Raw genomic sequence first — 23,085 nt, 5'->3', positions numbered from 1 at the left:
GCGGATGTTCGCTGTGTGTTCTCAGCGACTCAGCCCAAGTGTCCCGCGGAGCGTTGAGGAACCATACGAGTTCCTGAACACTCCACGACGCTGCAGTTCGGGGACGACACCGTTTACGAAGTCCTCGAACGACGCGTGATAGAGCGCCGGGAAGATGATGAAGCCGTCAGCAGCTTCGGTCTGGAAGAGCTGCTCTAGCTCATCAGCGATCGACGCTGGCGAGCCAACGAGCTGCGGATGCAACTGATTCATCGCCTGCTCAAGTGCGAGATCAGCGACGGTGAATGACCGGCGTTCACTCACCGAACGCAGCATGTCTTCAAAACCTGTGCTTCCGGTTGCACCACGGTGTGCATCAAGCACCTCGACCGCAGACGCGGTCACGTCCAGCGGATCTGCGTGTAACAACCGCTCAAGCTTCGTCACCGCTGACGGCAGGTCGATGGCCGCCCGCAACTCGGCGAGCTTCGCGGTGGCGGCAGCATCGGTCGCGCCAACGATCGGTTGCGCACCCTGCAACACCCGAATGGAATTCGGGTCGCGCCCGTAGTCAAGTCGCGCCCGCTCCCGGAGCTCGGTCCGCAGCTCACGCATGTGGTCAGCAGAGTCGCCGATTGCGAACACAATCTCTGCCCAGCGCGCTGCGAACGCTCGGCCGCGTGGAGACGAACCCGCCTGCATGAGCACCGGCTCGCGCTGCGTGCTCCGCGGGAGGGTGAGCGGGCCCCGTGACAGCAACCCCTCCGGGATGCGGTGCACACGATCCGCGTCCACAAATTCCCCGCTTGTCTGGTCACACACGAGCGCATCAGCGTCCCATGACCGCCACAGTTCACGCACGGTTTCGACGACCGTATCCGCATGGTCGTAGCGGTCGGTGGGCGAGGCAATTGCCTCGTGGCCCATGTTCCGGGCTTCAGCGTTGGTCGTCGACGTGACAATGTTCCAAGCAACACGACCACCAGAGAGGTGATCTACCGAAAGCAACTGCCGCGCAATCGCATACGGAGGCACAAAACTCGTCGACACCGTTGCCCCGAGCCCAAGATGCGTCGTTGCCGCGGCAACGTGCGAAATGAGGGTGAGCGGATCGAAGTAGATACTCCCCTTGCCAGCAGTACGCAGCGTCGTGGCGAACTCACCAGCGCGATCTTCAGGAACCGCGAGCGCATCAGCGAAGAACATCATGTCGAAGCAGCCGCGCTCAAGCGTTCGCGCAAGATCAGCAAAGAACCTGCCGCTCAGCCAGTCATTTCGCGAGAGCGGGTTGCGCCAGTTCTCTGCGTACTGGCTGGTCGGCGGGTTCACCATGGCAACCAGGTGCATCTGACGGGCGGTGTCGTCACCGGTCTGAGACTGTGTCACTGGTTCCCCTTACGTTTGACGTCGAACTCGTCAGTCCGCGATCGCGGTCGGACTGTTCAGCGAGACCGTGAGGTGAGTCGTGACGTGCTGCACCACAGCACCGACGCCGATCCACCCGTTTGCTGCGGTTGCGAGCACATCAGCGAGATCACCATCGAGTCGTGTTGCGAAGTGATCCGAGCCCGAATACACCCCTGCGTGCTTGGCAGCTTCAATCGCCGCATAAATGGGCGTCATGTGGTCGCCAGTCGAGTCACCATCAAGCAACGGGTACAGCGACCAGTGCGCGCGAGCTCGCACTCCAGTGGGTGCAAGCACCACCGAGGCTGCGCCCACAGCCGAGACGCCAGCAGGCAGAGCACACGTCAGCTCACCAGGGCATCCGCGCGACAGCAGAATCGTTGCAGATAGGTGCACGCCAGTGCTCGCAGCGCTTGCGATGACCTCACTCAGGAACTCAAGCACACGCTGTTCAGATCCGCCGATGAAGGTGGAGATGTCGTTCGTCTCGATGGTGAGCCCGTCACGATTTGCGTCTGCGAGCGCACCCAGAATGATGCGCACGTAATCAGAGTCATAGACCGAGAGGGTAAATCGCGCACCGACGCCGTACTGTTCTGGGGCGAGGGCTGGCGCAGCCGCATGCGCGAGCGGCTGCGCAGGCGACTGAACAGGAACAACAGGGGCAACGGGGGCAACGTCTGGTGCGGTCACACGATCAACCATAGGGGATCGCAAATTCCGCGCTACCGTGCAGCCCTCTCTGGCACGAACCAACGCGGGTATGCGGATTCTGTTACGGTGAAGCTCACACGGGAGTCCGGTAGGCCGGGCTGAGAGGAAGGTCATCAACCTTCGACCGTCGAACCTGATCTGGATCATGCCAGCGCAGGGAGACACTCTTCTACATACCCGTGCCCAGTGAACACTGAAAGGGCACGCACATGCGTCATCACCCACATACCTTTGGCCGCGCGATCGCAGCAACGGCTGCACTCGCCGCGGCAGCCTTGGCACTCGCTGGCTGCAGTACTAGCACCCCGGATGCTGCTGGCGAAGCAGAGAAATCTGTCACCTTCGCACTCGACTGGGCGCCGAACACCAACCACATCGGCGTCTATGTCGCTGAGGCTGAGGGGTACTTCGCAGACGCCGGGCTCGACGTCGAGATTCTGCCGTATGGCTCGACATCATCCACCCAGCTGGTGTCGGCAGGCGAGGCAGACTTTGGGATTGGCGGGCAGTCAGGCGTGCAGATGGCTCGCACCTCCGGGCTTGATGTCATCTCGGTCTATCGAGTCACCCAGACTGATACGGGGCGCCTGGTCGCGCTGAACAGTCGTGAAGACATCACTCGCCCGAAGGACCTCGATGGCAAGATCTTCGGTGGCTTTGGTGCGCCACTCTTCCCTGCGCTCGCCAAATCAACGATCCAGGGCGACGGGGGTACCGGAACCTTTGAAGAGGTCGTGCTCGACACGGGCGCATACGAAGCCCTGTCGCAGGGCCGCATCGACTTCACGCTGTCGGTTGCGACCTGGGAGAACCTGCAAAATGACATTGACGGTCACCCCTACCAGGCATGGCGTTACCAAGACTTCGGCGTGCCTGAGCAGCAGTCAACCGGAATCATTTCGAGCGACGCGTACCTCGCAGCGCACCCCGATGAGGCCCGAGCGTTTGTGAACGCGGTCGCGAAGGGCTACCAGTTCGCTGCTGATCACCCCGAGCAGGCCGCTGAGATTCTTATCGACGCAAACCCCGACACCTTGGGCACAGCTCGCGAACTCGTGCAGCGCAGCGCCAAGCTCATGGCTGAAGACGGCTACCTCGTGCAGGAGGGGCATGCGATTGGCGCGGCAAACCCCGAGGCGTGGAACAACTTTGGCAGCTTCCTCTTCGAGGGCGGCTTCTTGGCTGATGCTCAGGGAAAGCCAGTCACCGTTGAACCCGACTGGAGCACCTACTACACCGACGAACTGCTGAAGTGAGCCAGTCACGAGGTGCGCGGGTGGCAGCCCTTGTGCTGCCGCCCGCGCTCGCGTGCGGTGTACTGCTCGGGGTGTGGCAGGCATCTTCACAAGGCGGACTCGTACCGCAAGAAATGCTGCCATCCCCCACGCGCATCGCTGAAGCAGGCTTCACCGAGCGCGATGCCCTCGTACGACACCTCATTCCGACGCTGACTGCAACGGTCGTTGGCTTTAGCCTTTCGGTGGTTGTCGCGTTTCTTGCGGCAGCCCTGCTCGATTTTTCGCTTCTCCTGCGACGGGCGATCCTCCCGATTCTTGTCGTCAGCCAGACGCTCCCCCTGATCGCACTCGCGCCACTCGTCGTGCTCTGGTTCGGGTTCGGACTCTTGCCAAAGGTGCTCCTCGTCGCGTTCGTGACATTCTTTCCCATGGTGGTTGGACTGTTGCGAGGCTTCGCGGAAGCGGACCCTGAGGCCGAAGCACTACTGCGCTCGATGGGGGCAGGAAAGTGGCAGGTGTTTCGTTTGATCCGTCTGCCCGCGAGCATTCCATCGTTCTTCTCCGCATTGCGCATCTCGATTACGTACGCCGTCGTCGGAACGATCTTCGCTGAGTACGCTGGCGCAATCGCTGGGCTCGGTGTGTACATGCAGTCGGCGAAGCATGTGTTCCGCACTGACCTGGTACTTGCAGCCGTGACGATGAGTTCGGTGCTGACGCTGACGCTTTACGGGGCGGTCATGCTGATCGAGCGGATCACCGTGCCGTGGCTCAGAGTCGAACGGGGGAAAGTCGCGTGAGCGCACAGCTACTTGAGCTTGATGGTATTTCGGCTGGGTTTGGCTCGCACCGGGTGCTTGAAGATCTGCACCTGAGCGTCGCCCCTGGCGAAATTGTGGCGCTCGTCGGTGCGAGCGGAAGTGGAAAGTCGACGCTGCTATCGCTCCTCACTGGTGCAGTGCGTGCAGGTTCGGGTGAGATCCGATATGGCGGCACTGTGATTGACCCAGCCGCAATGGGGGCGCTTCGCCCATTCGCTTCCATGCCGCAGAGAGACGTGCTTCTTCCGTGGCGCAATATGGTCGATAACGCGTGCATTGGGCTCGAAGTCGCGGGGATCCCCAAGCGTGAGGCTCGGCAACGCGCCGCGGCGCTCTTCCCACCGTTCGGACTCACCGGAAGTGAACACCGTTTTCCCCGCCAGCTCTCGGGAGGCATGCGACAGCGGGTGTCTTTCTTGCGCACGGTCGTCCAAGAAAAGCCCGTACTTTTGCTCGACGAGCCCTTTGGCGCGCTCGATGCGATCACGCGCGACGACCTGCAGCGTTGGCTACTCACGATCTGGGAGCAGCACGGCTGGAGCATCTTGCTCATCACGCACGACATTCGAGAAGCCGTGCGGCTTGCTGACCGTGCACTCGTGCTCGGCGGCGGATCAGGCGGATCAGGCGGATCAGGCGGATCAGGCGGATCAGGCGGAACGACGATGCCAGAATCGCGTGAGGCAATCGGGGCGCGGATCGTTGCGGAAGTCGCCGTCTCACGAGACATTCCACGAGATGACAGGTTCTTGCTTGACCCTCGTGTGCCCGTACTCGAAGCCCAGCTGCAGACCGCGCTCGGACGTGTACACGTCCGAGATGCTGCGTCGCACACAACTCCAGACGGCCCCCGCTAGACGCAAGAAACGGGCCTGTTCGAATGAACAAGCCCGTTTCGCGATGCGGCGGTCCCTCAGGCGGCCGATCCAGCGGATGGTTCCAGCGTGCGGACCCAGCGCGCGGGTTCTACGAAAGCAGTGCGCGATCGTCGAGCTGCGCGCCCTTAATCTTCGAGAACTCCTCAAGCAGGCCTGCGACGGTCAGTGTCTTCTTCCGTTCAGCGTCTGCTTCGAAGACGATCTGGCCCTCGTGCATCATGATGAGACGGTTACCAAGGGTGAGCGCCTGCTCCATGTTGTGCGTCACCATGAGGGTCGTGAGACCACCCTGGCCGACGATGCGTCCCGTGAGATCGGTGACGAGCGCTGCACGCTGCGGATCGAGTGCAGCGGTGTGCTCATCAAGCAACAGAATCTCTGGGCTGGTGAAGCCCGCCATCAGGAGCGAGAGTGCCTGTCGTTGGCCGCCCGAAAGCAGGCCAACCTTGGCAGTGAGACGATGCTCAAGGCCAAGCTCGAGTGACGTGAGTTCTTCGCGGAAGCGCTCGCGCTGGCCACGCGTCAATGCCGGGCCAAGACCACGGCTCTTGCCTCGGCGCACAGCCAGGGCAAGATTCTGTTCGATCGTCAGGTCAGGGGCAGTGCCAGCCATCGGGTCCTGGAATACGCGACCAACGTACTTCGCACGCTGGTGCTCTTTGAGCTTGTTGACGCGGTTTCCAGCGATGTCGATGGTGCCAGAATCAACCGAGTAGCGACCTGAAATGGCGTTGAGCAGCGTGGACTTACCCGCACCGTTCGAGCCAATGATCGTGACGAAATCGCCCTCAGCAAGCGTCAGGCTGATCTCGTTGAGCGCACGGCGCTCGTTGACGGTGCCGGGGAAGAAGGTCTTTGAGATGCGTTCAATCTGCAGCATGTCGATTAGCCCTTCGCATTCGCGTTTGCAGCGTCGATTTTGATGTTCTCTGTTGTCGATGGCGTCGAGTCATCGAAGAGAGCGGTGTCGCGATCCTCAGCTGAGACGACCTTGCCGCCTCGACTCCACAGCGACGGCACCTTCTTGAGGAAGCCCCAGCGCGGCAGCAGCAGTGCGGCAATAACGAGCAGTGCCGTGACGAGCTTCATGTCGTTGGGGTCAAGGCCAGCCTTGAGCGCCAAGAAGATGATCATGCGGTAGAGCACCGCACCAAAGATGACGGCGAACGTCGCGACCCAAATGAAGCGCTGTCCGAAGATCGCCTGACCGAGAATCACCGACGCAAGGCCGATCAGAATGAGGCCAACGCCCATGCTGATGTCAGCAAAGCCCTGGTACTGGGCGACGAGTGCGCCGCAGAGTCCGACGAGGCCGTTCGAGAGAGAAAGCGTGAGGATCTTCGTGCCGTCAGTGCTGACACCAAAGCTTGAGATCATGGGGCCGTTGTCGCCGGTCGCCTGAACCGCGAGTCCGAGGTTCGTCGACAGGAACCAATCAACAATGAGCTTCACGATGAAGACACCAGCGAAGATGATGAGGACACTCCACCAGCTCTTGCCGAGGCCAGCGTTATCGATGGGGGTGAAGACGGTGTCGGCGCGCAGCAGCGGAACGTTTGAGGTTCCGGCAACGCCTTCCTTCGTCGTGCCCATGATCCGCAGATTGATCGACCACAGGCCAATCATGGTAAGGATACCGGCGAGCAGACCATCAATCTTGCCCTTGGTGTGGAGCAGGCCGGTAATTGCACCCGCGATGAGGCCAACACCGAAACCAGCTGCGGTCGCGAGCACGGGGTTAAAACCGAGCACGATCATCGAGGCCGCCGTCGCACCACCGGTGGTAAAGCTACCGTCAACGGTGAGGTCAGGGAAATTCAGCACACGGAAGGTCAAGTAGACCCCGAGTGCCATCACTCCGTAGAGCAGGCCGAGTTCGAGCGCACCGATCATGCGGTTGTCCTATTCATTGTGTTGTCCCGTGCGGAAACGGGCTTCTTCGTTCGACGGCCACAGCAAGCTGTGCGGCGCCAAGCATGTTTAGTAAATAAGGGTACCGGCCAATCGCGTGAAACGATGGCCGGTACCCAGAGATGAGCTTGCGCTCACCACTTACCGCTGATGTCAGCAGTATTACTTTGCGACGTCTGTTCCGTCAGCGGTGATCGACGCGGGGAGCTCAACGCCCATAGCCTTTGCAGCCGCCGAGTTGTAGGTGCTTGCAAGGGTGTCAGCAAACTCAACTGGCATGGTTGCGGGATCCGCTTCGCCCTTGAGGATCTTCACTGCCATCTCGCCGGTCTGCTTGCCGAGTGCGAAGTAGTCGATGCCGATGGTTGCGAGTGCGCCACCCTCGACGGTGCCTGCCTCAGCAGCAATCACGGGAACCTTGTTGGTTTCTGCAACCTTCACGAGCGATGCGATGCCAGCAACCACAACGTTGTCGGTGGGGACGTAGAACGCGTCAACCTTGCCAAGCGCCTCTGCTGCTGAGGGAACGTCTGCAATAGAGGTGACGGTCGACGTCTTGATCTCGAGGCCGTGCTTCTTCGCAACCTCGGTCGCGTTCTTCACCTGGACCTCAGAGTTGACCTCGCCCGATGCGTAGACAATGCCGACGGTCTTTGCGTCGGGGCTGATCTCCTTGAGGAGCTGGAACTGCTGCTCAAGCGCTTCTTCGGGAACAGCATCGCTGGTACCGGTGACGTTTGCACCAGGAGCGTCGTTCGACGCAACGAGCTGTGCCTCGACGCCGTCAGTGACCGCGGTGAAGAGCACGGGAACCTCGGTGATCGAGTTTGCTGCTGCCTGAGCTGAAGGGGTCGCCACTGCAAGCACGAGATCAATGTCTTTGTTGCCAGCGAAGCTTTCAGCGATGGTGCCCGCGGTGGGAACCTCAGCCTGCGCGTTCTGCTCGTCAAAGATGACGGTCTCACCCTCGACGTAGCCAGCCTCCTTGAAGGCCTCCTTAAAACCAGCAGTCGCCGAGTCAAGCGCAGGGTGCTGCACAAACTGGCTAATGCCAACCGTGACAACGTCTGCGTTAGCTTCTGAGCCCTTGTCGGTGCTCGAGCAGCCGCTGAGGGTGAGGGCGGCAGCAGCAGTCAGGCCGACTACTGCGAGCGCGCGACGGGAGAATGAGGTCTGTCGCATAGGTGTGGATCCTTACGGGGTTAGTCAACACCACGGGAAATCTCGTGGCTGGGCGGTCACAACTCTGCTCCCAACGGGACCAGCACATGCCGCCATTGCGCACGTCTCGGACCGCAGGACTGTCGCCACCGCTAGAAGCATCGTATGTGCGAACTCACTGCGGTTTCAAATGCCTGATCGACCGTTTGTGAAACGGTTGTCGTTTTGTGATGCGAGAACGGTCACAAAATCACATTGCGACGAGCGCAGCCCTGCAAGCAATGATATTGCCCACTTTTGCGAGCGTTAAGCAATGTTGGCACGCGCTTGTGTCACGAGGCTTGCGCGCAAACGCTAGGCAGCAAACTTCGCAGCAACTTCGAGCACGGCATCATTCTCTGCGGGAAGGCCGATCGAAATGCGCATACCGTCGCCAGGGAAATACCGAACTGAGATCCCACGCGCTGCGAACAGTTCGGCGAGTTCGTCGCTCCGTTCGTTCGCGGGCAGCCAGACAAAGTTGGCCTGCGACGGAACACAGGCGACCCCGAGGTCTGCGAGCTTCGCCTCCATTCGTTCACGCTCAGCAACCAGTTGATCGACGCGCTCTTGCAGTTCACCTTCCGCTTCCAGCGATGCAAGGGCCCCCTCTTGGGCGAGTGCAGAGACCGCGAATGGAATCGAAACCTTGCGCAGGTCGTCTGCGAGCGCAACTGGAGCAATCGCATACCCAACACGAAGGCCCGCAAGTCCGTATGCCTTTGAGAACGTGTGCAGCACAACGACATTCGGGAACTTTCCGAAATACTCAATGCCACGAGGCGACTCCGCACCGCGGTCGAAGTGCGTGTACGCCTCATCGACCACGACGACCACATTCTCGGGAACGCGCGCAAGGAGTCGCTCAAAGTCTGCGCGATCCACCACAGTGCCAGTCGGGTTATTGGGGTTGCAGACAAAGATCAAGCGGGTGCGATCGGTGATGGCGTCAGCCATGGCCGCAAGGTCGTGACGAGCATGCGCATCAAGCGGCACCTCAACGGGCACCGCACCAGCCACCCGCACAAGAATCGGATACGCCTCAAAGGACCGCCACGCAAACATCACCTCGTCGCCAGGCCCCGTCACCGCGTGGATAATCTGACCGGCGACCTCGACAGAACCCGACCCGAACACCACGTTCTCGTACTTCACGCCAAAGCGAGCTGCGACAGCCTCACCGATTGCAACGGCACCATGATCTGGGTAGCGGTTGATTGCAGCGGGCAGGCACGCCTGCACGCGCGCGGCCACCGAAGGCAGCGGGTCGTATGGGTTCTCGTTTGACGACAGCTTTGCGCTCAGCCCATCGGGCCCGACGGGTGCAGGCTTACCGGGACGGTACGCAGCAACGTGTTCGAGACCGGGGCGTGAGGGCAGTGACATGGTCGCTCGCTTTCGCAGGAGAACGTCAGTGCCGAAGCACTGAACGGAAGAGTTTGGCGTTGCAGCCAGGCTACTCCCCTGTTCCCCTCGCGAAGTCGCGTGACCGAGTTTTACACAGCCTGTCCGTACTCCCCCGTGGCGACAAGAATCGCGCGGCCAATGACTGCATCACGCATCATGAAGCCTTGAACAGCCGGAGTAACGTCTGCCGGTACGTCGATGTGAGCAACGTTCAGTGCGTGCACCACAAACCAGTAGTGATGCACGCCAGTGTGCTCGGGCGGTGCGGCACCCGTGAACGCTGGTTCACCCTTCTCATTCCGCAGCATATAAGCACCTGTAGGGAGACCGGCTCCCCCGAGCGCACCCGCGTTCACCTGAAGTTCACGCACATCAGCCGGGATATTCGCCACGGCCCAGTGCCAGAAGCCAGAACCGGTTGGCGCATCCGGGTCATAAGCAGTAATCGCGAAACTCTGCGTCCCCTCTGGCACGTCCGACCACGAGAGCTGCGGCGACTGGTTTGATCCGCCCGCATATTCTGCGTACAACTCAGCGGGCATGGGCTCGCCAGCCTGGATCGTCGCGCTCGTCAACGTAAATTCTGGCACCTGACGCATGAGCGCATATGGGTTCGCGGGACCGCGACTAGCAACCTGAGACATCTGACTCTCCGAATTCCGTCCGACTCCGGCCACCTCGCCGGAAGGGGTCACAACTATACTGACTCATACTGCGCTTCCTCGCGAGAGCGAACCGATTCGAAGCCAGTCACACCAGCGTCAATCACGAGCAGTCGTGAGTACAAGGAGGCGAAGCAATGGCTTCCACAATGGGATCAGAACGTGCGCGCGGCGCACTTGCGTACCTTCGACGCCAAATCACCACCGGAACTTGGCCAGTCGGCAGCCGAATTCCCATCGAGCCTGAGCTCGCTGAAGAGATGGGCGTCGGCCGTTCAACCGTGCGAGAGGCTGTGCGCTCACTGGCGAGCGTCGGCATGCTCGAGACCGCTCCGGGGCGAGGCACATTTGTGCGTTCGGCGACCCCGACGAGCTCGTTGCTCAACGAGTTCCTCAATGACTTCACCCTTGAGGAGATCCTGAGCTACCGTCGCGCACTAGAAATCGAGGCCGCGCAGCAGGCCGCCCTGCAGCGCACCGAGGAAGACATCGTCGCGCTCGAAGAAGCTGCGAAGGAAGAAATGGGTTGCACCCGCTGCCCAGTCCTCGGCATGATCGACGGTTCAGACACCACCGCGTTTAGCAGCAAGTTCCACCAGCTCATCTTTGATGCTGCGAAGAACCGTTTGCTCTCCTCGCTCTACGCAGGCATCAACGACCAGCTTCGCACCCCCGAGCACCGCGGGCGTCTCGCAAACGTTGCTACGGGCGCCGAAATGGAACAGGACCACGCACGTGTATTGGACGCGATCCGCCGCCGCGACTTCATTGACGCCGTGCACGCGATGGTCGAGCATGTCGATCACGACGTCGTCATTGTGAACGAGCAGAACGAGATCGTTCCCCCGCTCGTACGCAGCCCAGAGGCACAGCAGCGTATCGATCAGGCACGCGACGCACAGAACGTCTAAGTAGGGAGTTGGCGTGATCCGCTACGTCGCCATTGGCGATAGTTTCACTGAGGGCGTCGGCGACGAACGTCCAGATGGATCAGTGCGAGGTTGGGCCGACCTCGTCGCTCAGGGTCTCGCCGACGCAACGGGTGAGCCGATTGAGTACGCGAACCTGGCGATCCGCGGTCGGCTGCTCGGCCCCATCATCGCTGAACAGCTGGCGCCAGCCCTCGCGCTCAAGCCAACGCTCGTGAGTTTCAACGGTGGCGGCAACGACATGTTGCGTCCGGGCACCGATCTTGCATCGGTGATTGCACAGACTGATGCTGCGTTGCGCCGCATTCAGGAATCCGGCGCGGAACCGCTGTTACTCGCGGGCGCGAATCCCACCGGCGGCCTGCCAAGTGGGTCGCGGATCAGCGCAAAGGGTTCCGAACTCGTCGCCGCCGCTGGTGTCACCGCCGCCGACCTGGGCCTGAAATACACCGACAACTGGTCTGACCCCACACTCGCTCAGCGTCAGTACTGGTCTCATGACCGCCTGCATCTCGCACCTGTCGGACATCATCGCGTCGCCACGAATGTCTTGCGTACGCTCGGCCACGACGCGCCAGCCGACTGGGTCATTGATGCGGATCCGATTCCAAAGCCCTCGTTCCGCGAGGAACTCGCATACGCCCGGCAGCATGTGGCCCCCTGGATCAAACGACGCCTCACCGGGAAATCGAGCGGCGATGGCCGCACAGCGAAGTATCCCGGCTGGGTGCGCGTGTTTCCGCGGGTGTAGCCCCGGGATCTGGCTGGGCTGCGGCTGAGGGCTGCAGCGGCGGCAACAGACAGCGGCGGCGGCTGCGGCCGTAAACCTGCAATTCGGCCGTCGTCCAGACGTTTTCCGCAGAATTCGTCTGGACGACGGCCGTTTTCCAGATGAAGGTCAACGGACAGGGCGGCATCCAACCCCAACCCCAACTCAGGGTGCTGTCATCCCTAGGTACCACTCGAGACGGCACCTAGGTCTAATGCCATCCGCTATGCATTCTGCAAGTATGGTCTGGTGTCATTCCTCACTCGCGCCAGTCTGAAAAACCGCCTTCTTGTCGGCTTGATCACTCTTGCTGTGGCAGTTATGGGTCTCGTATCCATGACTTCCCTGAAGCAAGAGCTCATGCCGTCCATGCAGGTGCCCGCCGCCTACGTCATGGCAGATTCCAAGGGACTCGCTCCCGAGGAGATGTCGCAGGCCGTCACCGAACCGCTTGAACAAGCCATTTCGGCAGTTCCTGGGGTCACGAAGGTCACCTCGACAACGTCGAGTGGCTCAACGAGCATCAACGCTGAATGGTCGTTCAAGGACGGCGATGATGAGACGATGCGGGCGATCCGCGGCGCGATTGATGCGGTAAAGCCCGGCCTTCCGAAGGATGCCAACGTTCAGGTCTTCTCCGGCGGCTCAGACTCGATGCCAGCGCTCATGCTCAGCGCGGGCGACAAGGCCGCGACTGCCGCAGGCAACTCAGACAAGGCCGATGCAGAGGCCACCGAGGGTGAAGGCGAAGCTCTTGACGCGGCCGCCGCTTCCTCAGCGTTCCTCGACCGCCTGAACAGCCAGGTTGTCCCAGCACTCTCGGCCGTCACCGGCGTGCAGCGCGTGGACCTCAGCGGCGGCCAGAAGGAGCGGATCGTCATCGATCTGCGCCCTGCAGACGTTGCGAAGCACAAGGTCGAGACGACCCAGATCCAGGCAGTGCTTGCGGCCAACGGCGCGTCAGTACCGGCAGGCGAGGCACAGTCGGAATCGGGCACCATCTCGGTCACGGTTGGCGACAAGCTGACGACGCTCGACCAGATCAAGGCACTCCCGCTTACCACTGAAGACGGCGTTATCCAGCTCTCGGCGGTCGCCGACGTGAAGCTTGAAGCCGAGCCTGTCACCTCGATTGCGCGCGTGAATGGCAAGCCCTCAGTCAACCTTGAGGTGTACCCGGCTCAGGGCGCAAACGTCGTCGAGATTTCAAAGGGCGTCAACGCCGAGCTCGAGCGCCTCGCACCGACTGCGAAGGCTGAGTTCGTTGCGCTCTTCGATCAGGCTCCATACATTGAGCAGTCGATCCACGATCTTTCCGTCGAGGGCGGCCTCGGTCTGCTCTTCGCGATTCTGGTCATTCTTGCGTTCCTCGGTTCCTGGCGTTCGACGCTCATTGCTGCGGTTTCGATTCCGCTTTCGCTCCTCATTACCCTCATTGGCCTGTGGGTGAGCGACAATACGCTGAACATCTTGACGCTTGCGGCGCTGACCATCGCGATTGGCCGTGTGGTCGATGACTCGATCGTGGTCATCGAGAACATCAGCCGTCGCCGCGGAAACGGTCCACTCACTGTTGAAGGCGTCGTCGCTTCGACGCGTCAGGTTGCTGGAGCGATCACCGCTTCGACGCTCACGACTGTCGCTGTGTTCCTCCCGATCGCCCTTGTGTCTGGCATTGCGGGTCAGCTCTTCCGCCCATTCGCGATCACGGTCACCATTGCGTTGCTCGCTTCACTGCTCGTCGCTCTGACGATCGTGCCGGTTCTGGCGTACTGGTTCATGCGTGGTGCGAAGACGCAGAAGGGCGCGGATCACGGCAGCACCGACGGCGTGCTCTCTGAGGCTGACGAGGTTGCGTCTGAGACCGACCGTTTGCAGCGCGCCATCATGCCAGCGCTCAACGCGACCCGACGCCGGCCCGCGATTACGCTCACCGCTTCGGTGCTCATCTTGGTTGCAACGTTTGCGATGCTTCCGTTTGTGCAGACCGACTTCCTCGGGTCATCGGGTCAGGAGACCCTGCAGGTCACGCAGACCCCGCCCGAGGCTGGCGACGCCGAGCAGCTCATCAAGGCTGCGGAGCCTGTTGAGCAGGCACTGCTCAAGGTCTCCGGTGTGCAGGACGTTGTGACAAGCGTCTCGCTCGGCGGCAGCACTCCTGGCTTGCCCACCTCGATCTCGTACACCCTCATGCTCAAGGAGGGCGTTGACGCAGAGAAGACCGGAGAAGCGGTCGACGCTCGCATGCAGAAGCTCGAGGGTGCTGGCGAGATCCGCCAGGAAACCAACGACGCGTTTATGGCCGGAGCTGGCGGCAGCGACATTTCGCTGCAGATCAGTGGCAAAGATCCTGAAGCGCTGCGCAAGGCGAGCGACCTGCTTGAGGAGCAGCTCAAGAAGAGCGATGGCGTGAAGGCCGTCAAGAGCGAGCTGCAGGGCGAACAGCCCGTCATGAAGGTCACGCTCGACGAGATGAAGGCAGCGCGCCTCGGCTTCGACCGCGCATCGGTTGCAGCAGCTATCTCGAACGCGCTTGAGGGCGAGACCGTCGGCCAGCTCATGTTCGAGGGTCAGGATCGCTCGATTCTGCTGCGCACCCCCGGCTCCGCGCGACCGGCTGACAAGCTCGGTGACATCTTGCTTCCCGTCACCCCACAGCAAACCGCTGAGGCACAGAAGATCGCAGCTGAGGCTCTGCAGAAGAAGGCAGAAGCAGAGGCTGAAGATGCTCGCACAACCGCGGCAAACGAGCTCTCGCAGCAGCTGAATGACGCGGCGGATCAGCGCAGCCAGCTGAACGCTCAGCTTTCTGAGTTGAATGCTCAGCTCGCAGAGCTGTCCAAGACCCCAGTTGTCCCAGGTAAGCCGCTGACGCCAAATGAGCAGGCCGCAAAGCTTGCACAGGAAGAACGCCAGCAGCAGATCGCAGCACTCCAGGAAGCGATCGCTGGTGCGCAGGGCGGCATCGCAGGCCTCGACGCACAGATTGAAGGACTGTACGAAGCACGCGAACAGGCTGCACGCGCAGAGACTGATGCGAAGGCTGCACAGGAAGAGCAGGAAGCCGCCGCAAAGGTTCGCGGTACCGCAATTCCGCTCAGCGCAATCGCGACGGTTGAAGAGGTGCTCACCGCACCTTCGATTACTCGCGCAGGCGGCGAGCGCCAGGTCACACTCAGCGTCACTCCGAAGAATGGCGGGCTTGACGCCGCAAATGCAGCAGTGACCGAAGCAATCGAAAAGACTCAGCTGCCCTCAGGCGTATCATTCGAGCTCGGTGGCGTTTCTGCTGAGCAGGACGAGGCATTCGGCCAGCTTGGTGGAGCAATGCTCGCGGCTATCGCACTCGTGCTCGTGGTCATGATTGCGACCTTCAGAAGCTTCCGTGGCCCGATGATCCTGTTGGTCTCGGTTCCGTTCGCTGCGACCGGTGCAATCTTGAGCCTGCTCATCACCGGCACTGCACTGGGACTTCCTGCGCTCATCGGTCTCCTCATGCTCATCGGTATCGTGGTCACGAACGCAATCGTGCTGCTCGACCTCATCGGCCGACTGCGCGAAGGTGGCGAGTCCTTGGCAGACGCTGTCGAGCACGGTACCCGTCTGCGTCTGCGCCCGATCCTCATGACGGCAGCAGCGACGATCTTCGCGCTGATCCCAATGTCACTCGGCCTCACTGGCGGCGGCGTCTTCATCTCGAAGCCACTCGCAATCGTCGTGATCGGTGGCCTCATCTCGTCGACACTGCTCACGCTGATTCTGGTGCCGGTCTTGTACACGCTTGTTGAGCGTCGTCATGAGAACAAGCGTCTGAAGCGCGCTCGTAAGCGGGCACGCGGTATTATCGAGGCTCGTCGTGTCGCGGCATTCCGCGCAACCGATGTTGCATCGGAAGCCGGTGTTGCATCAGAGTCCGATGTTGAGGCGGCACCGGAGTCTACGACGAAGGAGTAGCCGGAAGGCGTCGTAGCTATTCGTTCAGCTACGCGACAACGGGGCCTGTGGCCAGTCAGAATTCACGATTCTTGACTGGCCACAGGCCCCCTTTTTCATGTCGGAACACTGGCCCTTCGCTACGTCTGGGCTTCCGATATTCGGGAAGGGCCTCTTGACCATGACGCCACGGGGTCGGGCTTCCTAAGAAGTCTGACGGGCAGGAAGTTCTAAGCGCGTGCAGCCTGACACTTCTCGCACAGGCCAAAGAGGTCGACGACGTGGTCAATCTCAACGAAACCGTGCTCAGCTCCGACGGTGCTCGCCCAATCTTCGACAACAGAGGCCTTGAGTTCACGAGTTGCACCACATGAGCGGCAAATGAGGTGGTGATGGTGGTGATGGGTGCCGCAGAAGCGGAAAATGTTTTCGCCCTCTGGCGAGACGATCACATCAGCTTCACCAGACTCAGCAAGATCAGATACCGCTCGGTAGACGGTTGCGAGACCGATCGTCGAGCCGTTGGCACAGAGCCGCTCGTGCAATTCACGGGCGCTCACGAAACCTCGGTGCTCAACGAGCGCGGCACGAACGGCTTCCTTCTGCCACGTATTCCGCTTCATCTTCGGCCGCGCGACTTGCTGATCAGGCATGCCTGTCACCACCTCCACATTCTGTCTGCGGTTCCACCGTACCCAACCGCGCTGCGTTCTGTGAGCGAAGCCGCGCACTTTGTACAAAGCGTACGCAAGACTGTCCAGCAAGCACCGCCACATACACTGCGGTTGCGACGAGTCCGACAGCGCCGCCAGCTGCGAGGTCGAACGCTCTCGAAACCCATAGCCCAACAAGACCAGTTGCGACACCGAGTCCAGCTGCGATCGGCGCCACCCAGGTGATGGTTGGCGCAATGATCCGCGCCGCAGCCGCAGGTGCGATGAGAATGGCAACTCCGAGAATTGCACCAACCGCTGGCATCGCCACAACAACCGAGGCGGCGATAACACTCGTCACAACGAGCTCAACCGATGCGGTCGAGAATCCGGCGGCCGTGTATCCGGCAGGGTCAAACGTCTGGAAGAGAATGCGCCTGCGGAACAGCCACACGACCATGAGCGAAAGCACCAATACTGTGCCCGTCGCAATCACGTCGGAAGGGGCAACTCCGAGCGGTGAACCGACGAGGAGCGCTTCCACTGGCACACCGAGACCAGGGTTGAGGCCAGTGAGGAGTGTGCCGAGCGCGAAGCCAAACGCCAACACAACGCCGCTCGACACCTGAGATCCCTGTCCGGGAACCTTTGCGAGCAGCCCCATAATCGCAACAAGCACTGCAGCGAAGAGGGCCTGACCGATGAGCAGGTTCCACCCGGCAAGCGCGAACACAACGCCACCGGGGAAGGTGGCATGACTCAATGCCACAGCGAAGAAGGAACGTCGTCGGAGCACGATAAGCGTGCCCGCGATTCCTGCAAGCAAACCAAGCAGGGAGAGCTCAATAGCCGCGAGAGTGAAATAGCTCATGCGATGCTCCTGCCATTTCGTGCGTTGCGCGGCGCGATGCCCCGTACTACCAGCGCAATAACATATGCCGTGATGAGCATAAGGACAATCATGGCGCCGGGCGAGGCCGAAGCCCCAGCTCGCACAGACCAGTCGAACGAAAGCCACAGCCCAACAATGCCTGCAATGAGCGAAATCAGCATCGCAATGGGAACGAGCAACGTCAACCGTTTGGTGAGCAGTCGCGCAACGGCGATCGGCACCACCAGCACGGCGATCACCATGAGCACGCCAAGCGCCTGCACGCCCGCAACCACCGTCAGCGCGACCGCGATATTCAGTGCCAGATCGGTGGCGAACGGACGGAAGCCTGCAGACTCAGCCCCGACAGGGTCAAACGCGCGCATGAGCTGCGCACGACGTGAGATCAACACGATTGCCATGGCGACAACTGAGACGACCACTATCTGCCATAAGACCTCACTCGTGACGGTCAGAATGCGCCCAAAGAGCAGCTCCTGCAGCTGTGAGACATAGCTTCCCCCGCGAGAAATCAGCACGACACCCAAACTGAACAGTCCCGTGAGCACGACAGCAACACCCGCATCCGATCCGCCACGACTGTCAGTGAGCGTAAACAACACCGCCGCACCAAGTGCCGCAACGGCTGCACCTGGAAGGATGCCAGCAGCCCCGCCAAGCAGAAAGCCCGCAACAAGACCGGGGAACACCGCGTGCACGAGGCCGTCCGTGACAAACTCCATCTCGCGGAAGCTCACGAAGAGCCCCACGACGCCGGCGGTCACAGAGACAGCGATGACCGCGATGAGTGCACGGCTCATAAATGGCAGCGCAAAGGCATCAAAGACCGAGTACTCAAGGCCGGCCGCACCAAACAGGGATACCATCAGGGGGTATCAACTTCGCTGGTTGTCGTGACCGTGTGCTCGTCGATCTCCACGGTGACCTCATGGAACGCATGCTTCACGGCGTCAAGCGTGAGCGCCTCGTCAAGCGGGCCAAATGCCGCGGGATGCCCGGGCTCCCCCGGAACATGACCCGAGGCAAGCAGCAGCACATGCGTACACGCCTCACGCGCAATCTCAAGATCGTGGGTCGACACGATGACCGTACGACCCTCATTCCGTTGCGCACGCACCAGCTCAAGCAGCACATCTCGGTTCTCACGGTCGAGGCCATTGAAGGGCTCGTCAAGCAGCAGCACACGAGGCTGCGAGACGAGTGCACGTGCCAGGATGCCACGCTGCTGCTGCCCGCCAGAAAGTTCGCCAAAGAGACGTCCGGCGTGATCCGCCAACCCAACGTTGGCGATCGAAGCCTCAATCGCCTCGCGACCAGCACGCCCAATTCGACCGAATGCTCCTGCTTGTCGGTACAGCCCCATCGCAACAACCTGGCGAAGCGTCAACGGCAGACTCGTATCACGCGCATCTGATTGCGGGAGCACTCCGATGTCACGTCGTGCTGCAGCAGGAAGCCTGCCGAGCACGTGCACCGAACCACCAGTGAGGTCAGAAAGCCCCAAGAGGCCACGCAACAGCGTCGACTTCCCTGAACCATTCGGCCCAATGAGGGCAACGGCAGCGCCCGTAGGCACCTCGAGCGTCAGGTCGTGCACACGGGCTCGACCCGCGTACCCGAAGGCAGCACGGTCAAGCGAGACAGCGGCAGGAGATGCAGTATTCATTACGAGAATTATCCCTCCATCGCGGCAGCAATCGTGGCGGGCGGATCAGTAACGGTTCCGCCCCAGGCTTCGATAATTGTCTGGGTGTTGTGCACGGTGGCGCCAATGTAGGTCTCAGCTCCCGTACCTGCAACGCCAAGCGAGTCCGCATATAGCGCGGTCTCGTCGACAACAGTGACACCCGCTTCGCGGGCAATAGTCTTTGCAAGCTTCGGACTCATCGAAGATTCCACAAACACTGCTTTCACTCCGCGCGCATGGATCTGCTCGACCAACGCATCAATTTGCGCCGCACTCGGTTCTGCGTTGTCTTCAAACGAGGGCAAGATCGCACCAGCGAATCCGATTTCATAATCGTGCAAGAAGTAACGAAGCGAGTCATGGCCGCTGACGAGGACTCGGTCAGCCTCAGGCACAGCAGCGAACTGTTCAGCAGCCCACTTGTCGAGCGCAGCGAGCGATGCAATGTAATCTGAGCCGCGCTTCTCGTAGTCCGCAGCATGCTTGGGGTCTGCCTGTGCGAAACCATCTGCGATCTCAGTTACCATCCCCTCCGCATAACGTGGAGCCGTCCACAGGTGGGGGTTGGTATCACCGTGGTCATGGCCCTCATGCCCATGTTCATCACTGCCTTCGGCAGCATGGCTCGCTTCGGCATGCTCATGATCGGCATGCTCGTGATCCGCATGCTCGTGATCCGCGTGGTCATGATCGGCATGCTCGTGGGCGCCTTCTTCATCTGCATGTTCATGGCTGTGGCCACTGGCCTCCGAAGCAGTTGCAGCGGCCACACCACTCGCCTCGTCTTCGCCAGCCGCAGTGATCTGTTTTGCTTCCGCAAGATCAATGCCATCTGCCGCAGTGATGACGACACCGTCGAAGCCCGAAGCTTCTACCGCGCTATCGAGAAATGACTCAAGACCAGCGCCGTTGACGACGAGCACATCAGCCTGACCAAGGGCAAGCAAGTCAGCGGGTGTCGGATCAAAGTGATGGGCTGACCCTCCCGCGGGAAGCAGTCCGGTCACTTCGACGTTTTCGCCCCCAATTTGGGTCGCGAAGTCAGTGAGCTGCGTCGTCGTTGCAACGACTTTGAGGTTGCCGTGCTCGGCGTCTGCTGTATTGGTACCGCATGACGTGAGCAATAGCGTCGCGGCAAGTGCGATTCCAGTGGCCCCGAGCATCTGTGCTCGCTTGGTCAGTGAAGAGTGGCGCATAAGGTGACTTTCTAATTGAGAACGATTCTCGCTCTAGCAATGCGTCAACTGTAACCCTTATTGATAGTCATTCGCAACAAGCAACTCATATGCTGGTGTCATGTCCGCGATTCCCGACTCAGCAACAGACCTTGCCGCAGCCTTACGCGCGGGCGAGATCACCGCATACGAAACCGCAGAGCACTTTCTTGGACAGATCGAAGCGCACGCCGATTTGGGTGCCTTCGTTTCCGTTTCCGCAGACCTCGCACTCGACGCTGCCGCGAAGGCCGACGCGCGCCGAGCGCATCTCACGCGCGAGCAGCGAACAACACTGCCGATACTGCACGGCATGCCAATCGCACACAAGGATCTCTCCGCGGTCATCGGTTCTCCGACGAGTCGCGGCAGCGCGACTACGACTCCCTTGTCACCCTCGCGGATTGATTCCCCCGGCGTATCAGTGCTGCGCAATGCCGGGGCCATTTCTCTGGGGAAAACTCAAGTCCCAGAGTACGGACTTACTGCATATTCCGAAAACCGCATAGCTCCGGCAGCCCGAAATCCACTCAACCCGTCTCTTACTCCGGGCGGTTCAAGCGGAGGATCCGCAGCGGCCGTTGCGGGTGGGCTTCTTCCATTTGCACCAGGGAGCGACGGCGGCGGATCGATCCGCATCCCGGCACTTGCCTGTGGCCTTGTCGGACTCAAGCCCGGACGCGGCGCGATGCCCAGCGACCTCGCAAACGGCATGCGTGACGAGTTTGGCGCACCACAACTCACCGTGACGGGGCCTTTGGCTCACACCCCAACGGACGCCGCGCTCCTCGGCGATGCCATGCGGGGCGTTTCACGTGCAACAGCAGAGGGCGCCTGGAGCCTTGCTGTTCGTCGCGCGGGTGACCTCACTGGCGCACGTATCGGGGTCAGCACACGCTCGCCCTTCGCAGACACCTACGCAATCTCGCTTTCGAGTGACGCAAAGCTTGCACTCGACATTGCAGTTCACAACCTGGAGGGCCTGGGGCATCTCCTGGAAGACACCGACTTCCACTATGGCGACTACGCAGAGACATTCAGCAAGGTCTGGACATCTGGTCTCTCCCTGCTCGACTTCACACCCGAGGAGGAGACGCTCCTTATGCCACTCACCCGCCTGTTCCGTGAACGAGCAATCGCGCGTGGCGAGACAAGCAATCGAGCAGCAGCGGCACACCTTCATACGCACGCACAACACATGCGCGAGCAGTGGGGCCAGACAGACTTTGTCCTCACGCCGGGCTTGGCGATGTCGCCACCTGCGATTCGCGCATTCACCGATCTCTCCCCCGATGCCGACTATGAGTTGCAATGCCAATGGGCGCCCTACACGTCCATGGTCAACGTCGCCGGGTTGCCAGCAATCGCAGTGCCGATCCTGCAAACACGTGACGGCCTCAGCATGGGCGTGCAGATTATCGGCCGCGAGGGCTCAGAATCACGCCTCCTGCAACTCGCAGAACAGTTGCTGCACTCCTAACCAACCGAAAGGCGATTCGCCGCATGCACTATCACCACAGCGAGGAGAAACGAAACCTCTTCCCGCTCCAGAAGCCGACCCGGCGATCCGCAATGCTGGCTGGCGTCGTGCTCGTCATCTTTGTCGCTGTCATCTCCGCCACCGTCGCGCTCTGGCCAGCTGCGCAGGACGTACCTCGGCAGGAAGCTGGGTCCGTGGCGAGTGGCGAGGTCCTCGACGCGCAGATTACGCACGTCGAGGAGGTCTCATGCGTTCAGCCACAGCTCCAAGACGCTGGCCAGGACTCACCCAGTACTGAACAGCAGCCACCGGGTACTGAGACCGCGGTCGCAACCGGCTGCCTGAACGTGCGTGCGCACCTGCGCGTTGGCAAACCCATCGCCTTCTTCATGGATGCCGAGCGCGCAAAGAGCCGCCCGGTCGCAGTCGGTGACGATGTGCGTGTCATTGCCCACGACTATGTCGCCGGCGAAGAGACCATCACCAACTACTCGTTCTACGACTACCCGCGCGGTGGCAAGATGCTCACCGTTGCGCTGTTGTTTGTGATCGTCGTGATACTCGTCGGGCGCATACGAGGCGGCCTGGCACTCATCGGAGTTGGTGCCGCTGTCGCGCTGCTCGTAACCTTCATCCTCCCGGCGATCTTGGCAGGCCACTCCCCCGTGCTTATCGCGATTGTTGGCTCTCTCGACATCATGATTATCGTGCTGTACCTCGCCCACGGATTCTCACACCGTACGACTGCCGCACTCTTTGGATCCATCTTCGGCATTGTGTTCACCGCCGTCGCTGGATTCACGGTGACACGTTGGTTGCGTTTTACCGGCATCTCAACGACCGAGGAGTCAAGTCTTTCCATTTCGGTGCCGGGCATCCAAATGAACGACATCTTGACGGCGACCATCGTTATCGCTGGACTCGGTGTCCTCAACGACATCACCGTCTCCCAGGCGTCAGTCGTGTGGGAAATGCGCGCACTGAACCCGCACCTCTCACGACGGCGCATCTACGCCTCTGCGATGCGCGTCGGACGCGATCACATTGCCTCGAGCATCTACACCTTGGTCTTTGCGTATGCCGGCTCCATGCTCGTGGTGCTCCTGCTGATCTATGCCTTTCCGAAAGATCTCATCGAACTCGTTACTTCTGAGCAACTCGGGCAGGAGATCATCCGCACGCTCGTCGGCGCAACCGGCCTTGTGCTTTCCATGCCGGTGACCACACTCTTTGCGATCCTCTTCACCAAGCCAGCCCTCGAAAGTCCCGAGTCGAGTGCTCGACCCAGCCACGCAGCGGGCTAAATATTCA

The 23,085-nt window shown here is 60.9% G+C and carries 20 protein-coding genes and 1 riboswitch; of the genes, 8 read left to right on the top strand and 12 right to left on the bottom strand.

Features of this window, described 5'->3' with window-relative positions; translation table 11 throughout:
* Positions 1-21: 21 nt before the first annotated feature.
* The gene (locus FW756_RS06290; protein WP_446429311.1) at positions 22-1,365 is read right to left on the bottom strand and encodes an NtaA/DmoA family FMN-dependent monooxygenase; all 1,344 of its coding nucleotides are present in this window, start codon (positions 1,363-1,365) and stop codon (positions 22-24) included.
* Between the two features lie 30 nt (positions 1,366-1,395).
* Entirely contained in the window at positions 1,396-2,079 is a 684-nt protein-coding gene (locus FW756_RS06285; RefSeq protein ID WP_446429310.1) for a YkoF family thiamine/hydroxymethylpyrimidine-binding protein, read from the bottom strand.
* A gap of 88 nt (positions 2,080-2,167) precedes the next feature.
* A riboswitch (TPP riboswitch) is annotated at positions 2,168-2,277 on the top strand.
* Between the two features lie 32 nt (positions 2,278-2,309).
* On the opposite strand from FW756_RS06285, the gene FW756_RS06280 reads away from it, so the two are divergent.
* Genes FW756_RS06280 through FW756_RS06270 form a run of 3 tightly spaced genes read left to right on the top strand, consistent with a single transcriptional unit; the run spans position 2,310 to position 5,016 of the window.
* Positions 2,310-3,356: an ABC transporter substrate-binding protein gene (locus FW756_RS06280; protein WP_446429309.1), complete on the top strand. Its 1,047-nt coding sequence runs from the start codon at positions 2,310-2,312 to the stop codon at positions 3,354-3,356.
* Positions 3,357-3,376: 20 nt separating this feature from the next.
* Positions 3,377-4,138: an ABC transporter permease gene (locus FW756_RS06275; RefSeq protein ID WP_446429308.1), complete on the top strand. Its 762-nt coding sequence runs from the start codon at positions 3,377-3,379 to the stop codon at positions 4,136-4,138.
* Positions 4,135-5,016 (top strand): ABC transporter ATP-binding protein, encoded by an 882-nt coding sequence (locus tag FW756_RS06270; RefSeq protein WP_446429307.1) that lies wholly within the window; start codon positions 4,135-4,137, stop codon positions 5,014-5,016. The genes FW756_RS06275 and FW756_RS06270 overlap by 4 nt, the downstream gene beginning before the upstream one ends.
* Positions 5,017-5,125: 109 nt before the next feature.
* Here FW756_RS06270 and FW756_RS06265 read toward each other — a convergent pair whose 3' ends face one another.
* The 5 genes from FW756_RS06265 to FW756_RS06245 form a co-directional block, all read right to left on the bottom strand.
* Positions 5,126-5,917 (bottom strand): ABC transporter ATP-binding protein, encoded by a 792-nt coding sequence (locus FW756_RS06265; RefSeq protein ID WP_446429306.1) that lies wholly within the window; start codon positions 5,915-5,917, stop codon positions 5,126-5,128.
* Positions 5,918-5,922: 5 nt separating this feature from the next.
* On the bottom strand, positions 5,923-6,930 hold the full coding sequence (locus FW756_RS06260) for an ABC transporter permease (RefSeq protein WP_446429305.1): 1,008 nt from the start codon (positions 6,928-6,930) through the stop codon (positions 5,923-5,925).
* A 180-nt stretch (positions 6,931-7,110) separates the two neighbouring features.
* The gene (locus tag FW756_RS06255) at positions 7,111-8,130 is read right to left on the bottom strand and encodes an ABC transporter substrate-binding protein (RefSeq protein WP_446429304.1); all 1,020 of its coding nucleotides are present in this window, start codon (positions 8,128-8,130) and stop codon (positions 7,111-7,113) included.
* Between the two features lie 333 nt (positions 8,131-8,463).
* A complete protein-coding gene (gene hisC, locus FW756_RS06250; protein WP_446429303.1) occupies positions 8,464-9,534 on the bottom strand; it encodes a histidinol-phosphate transaminase in 1,071 nt (356 codons plus the stop codon).
* Positions 9,535-9,644: 110 nt separating this feature from the next.
* Complete coding sequence (locus tag FW756_RS06245; RefSeq protein ID WP_446429302.1) at positions 9,645-10,199, bottom strand: YbhB/YbcL family Raf kinase inhibitor-like protein; 555 nt, start codon at positions 10,197-10,199, stop codon at positions 9,645-9,647.
* A 155-nt stretch (positions 10,200-10,354) separates the two neighbouring features.
* On the opposite strand from FW756_RS06245, the gene FW756_RS06240 reads away from it, so the two are divergent.
* From FW756_RS06240 to FW756_RS06230, 3 genes are all read left to right on the top strand, one after another.
* Positions 10,355-11,128: a FadR/GntR family transcriptional regulator gene (locus FW756_RS06240; RefSeq protein WP_446429301.1), complete on the top strand. Its 774-nt coding sequence runs from the start codon at positions 10,355-10,357 to the stop codon at positions 11,126-11,128.
* A 16-nt stretch (positions 11,129-11,144) separates the two neighbouring features.
* Entirely contained in the window at positions 11,145-11,897 is a 753-nt protein-coding gene (locus FW756_RS06235; RefSeq protein ID WP_446429661.1) for an SGNH/GDSL hydrolase family protein, read from the top strand.
* Between the two features lie 267 nt (positions 11,898-12,164).
* Positions 12,165-15,869: an efflux RND transporter permease subunit gene (locus tag FW756_RS06230; protein WP_446429300.1), complete on the top strand. Its 3,705-nt coding sequence runs from the start codon at positions 12,165-12,167 to the stop codon at positions 15,867-15,869.
* A 209-nt stretch (positions 15,870-16,078) separates the two neighbouring features.
* On the opposite strand, the gene FW756_RS06225 is transcribed toward FW756_RS06230, so the two are convergent.
* Genes FW756_RS06225 through FW756_RS06205 form a run of 5 tightly spaced genes read right to left on the bottom strand, consistent with a single transcriptional unit; the run spans position 16,079 to position 20,276 of the window.
* Complete coding sequence (locus tag FW756_RS06225) at positions 16,079-16,501, bottom strand: Fur family transcriptional regulator (RefSeq protein ID WP_446429299.1); 423 nt, start codon at positions 16,499-16,501, stop codon at positions 16,079-16,081.
* Positions 16,494-17,372: a metal ABC transporter permease gene (locus tag FW756_RS06220; protein WP_446429298.1), complete on the bottom strand. Its 879-nt coding sequence runs from the start codon at positions 17,370-17,372 to the stop codon at positions 16,494-16,496. Before FW756_RS06220 ends, FW756_RS06225 begins: the two co-directional genes overlap by 8 nt.
* The gene (locus FW756_RS06215; RefSeq protein ID WP_446429297.1) at positions 17,369-18,259 is read right to left on the bottom strand and encodes a metal ABC transporter permease; all 891 of its coding nucleotides are present in this window, start codon (positions 18,257-18,259) and stop codon (positions 17,369-17,371) included. The genes FW756_RS06220 and FW756_RS06215 overlap by 4 nt, the downstream gene beginning before the upstream one ends.
* Positions 18,259-19,059: a metal ABC transporter ATP-binding protein gene (locus tag FW756_RS06210; RefSeq protein ID WP_446429296.1), complete on the bottom strand. Its 801-nt coding sequence runs from the start codon at positions 19,057-19,059 to the stop codon at positions 18,259-18,261. The genes FW756_RS06215 and FW756_RS06210 overlap by 1 nt, the downstream gene beginning before the upstream one ends.
* Before the next feature lie 8 nt (positions 19,060-19,067).
* The gene (locus FW756_RS06205) at positions 19,068-20,276 is read right to left on the bottom strand and encodes a metal ABC transporter substrate-binding protein (RefSeq protein WP_446429295.1); all 1,209 of its coding nucleotides are present in this window, start codon (positions 20,274-20,276) and stop codon (positions 19,068-19,070) included.
* Between the two features lie 100 nt (positions 20,277-20,376).
* On the opposite strand from FW756_RS06205, the gene FW756_RS06200 reads away from it, so the two are divergent.
* Together FW756_RS06200 and FW756_RS06195 are read left to right on the top strand one after the other, a co-directional pair.
* Positions 20,377-21,774, top strand: coding sequence for an amidase (locus FW756_RS06200; RefSeq protein ID WP_446429294.1), 1,398 nt, complete (start codon positions 20,377-20,379; stop codon positions 21,772-21,774).
* 23 nt (positions 21,775-21,797) lie between these two features.
* Entirely contained in the window at positions 21,798-23,078 is a 1,281-nt protein-coding gene (locus FW756_RS06195; protein ID WP_446429293.1) for a YibE/F family protein, read from the top strand.
* Positions 23,079-23,085 lie beyond the last annotated feature (7 nt).

This window comes from Leucobacter sp. 1207-22 (genome assembly GCF_052850455.1).
This window is presented reverse-complemented; position numbering and strand designations above follow the sequence as displayed.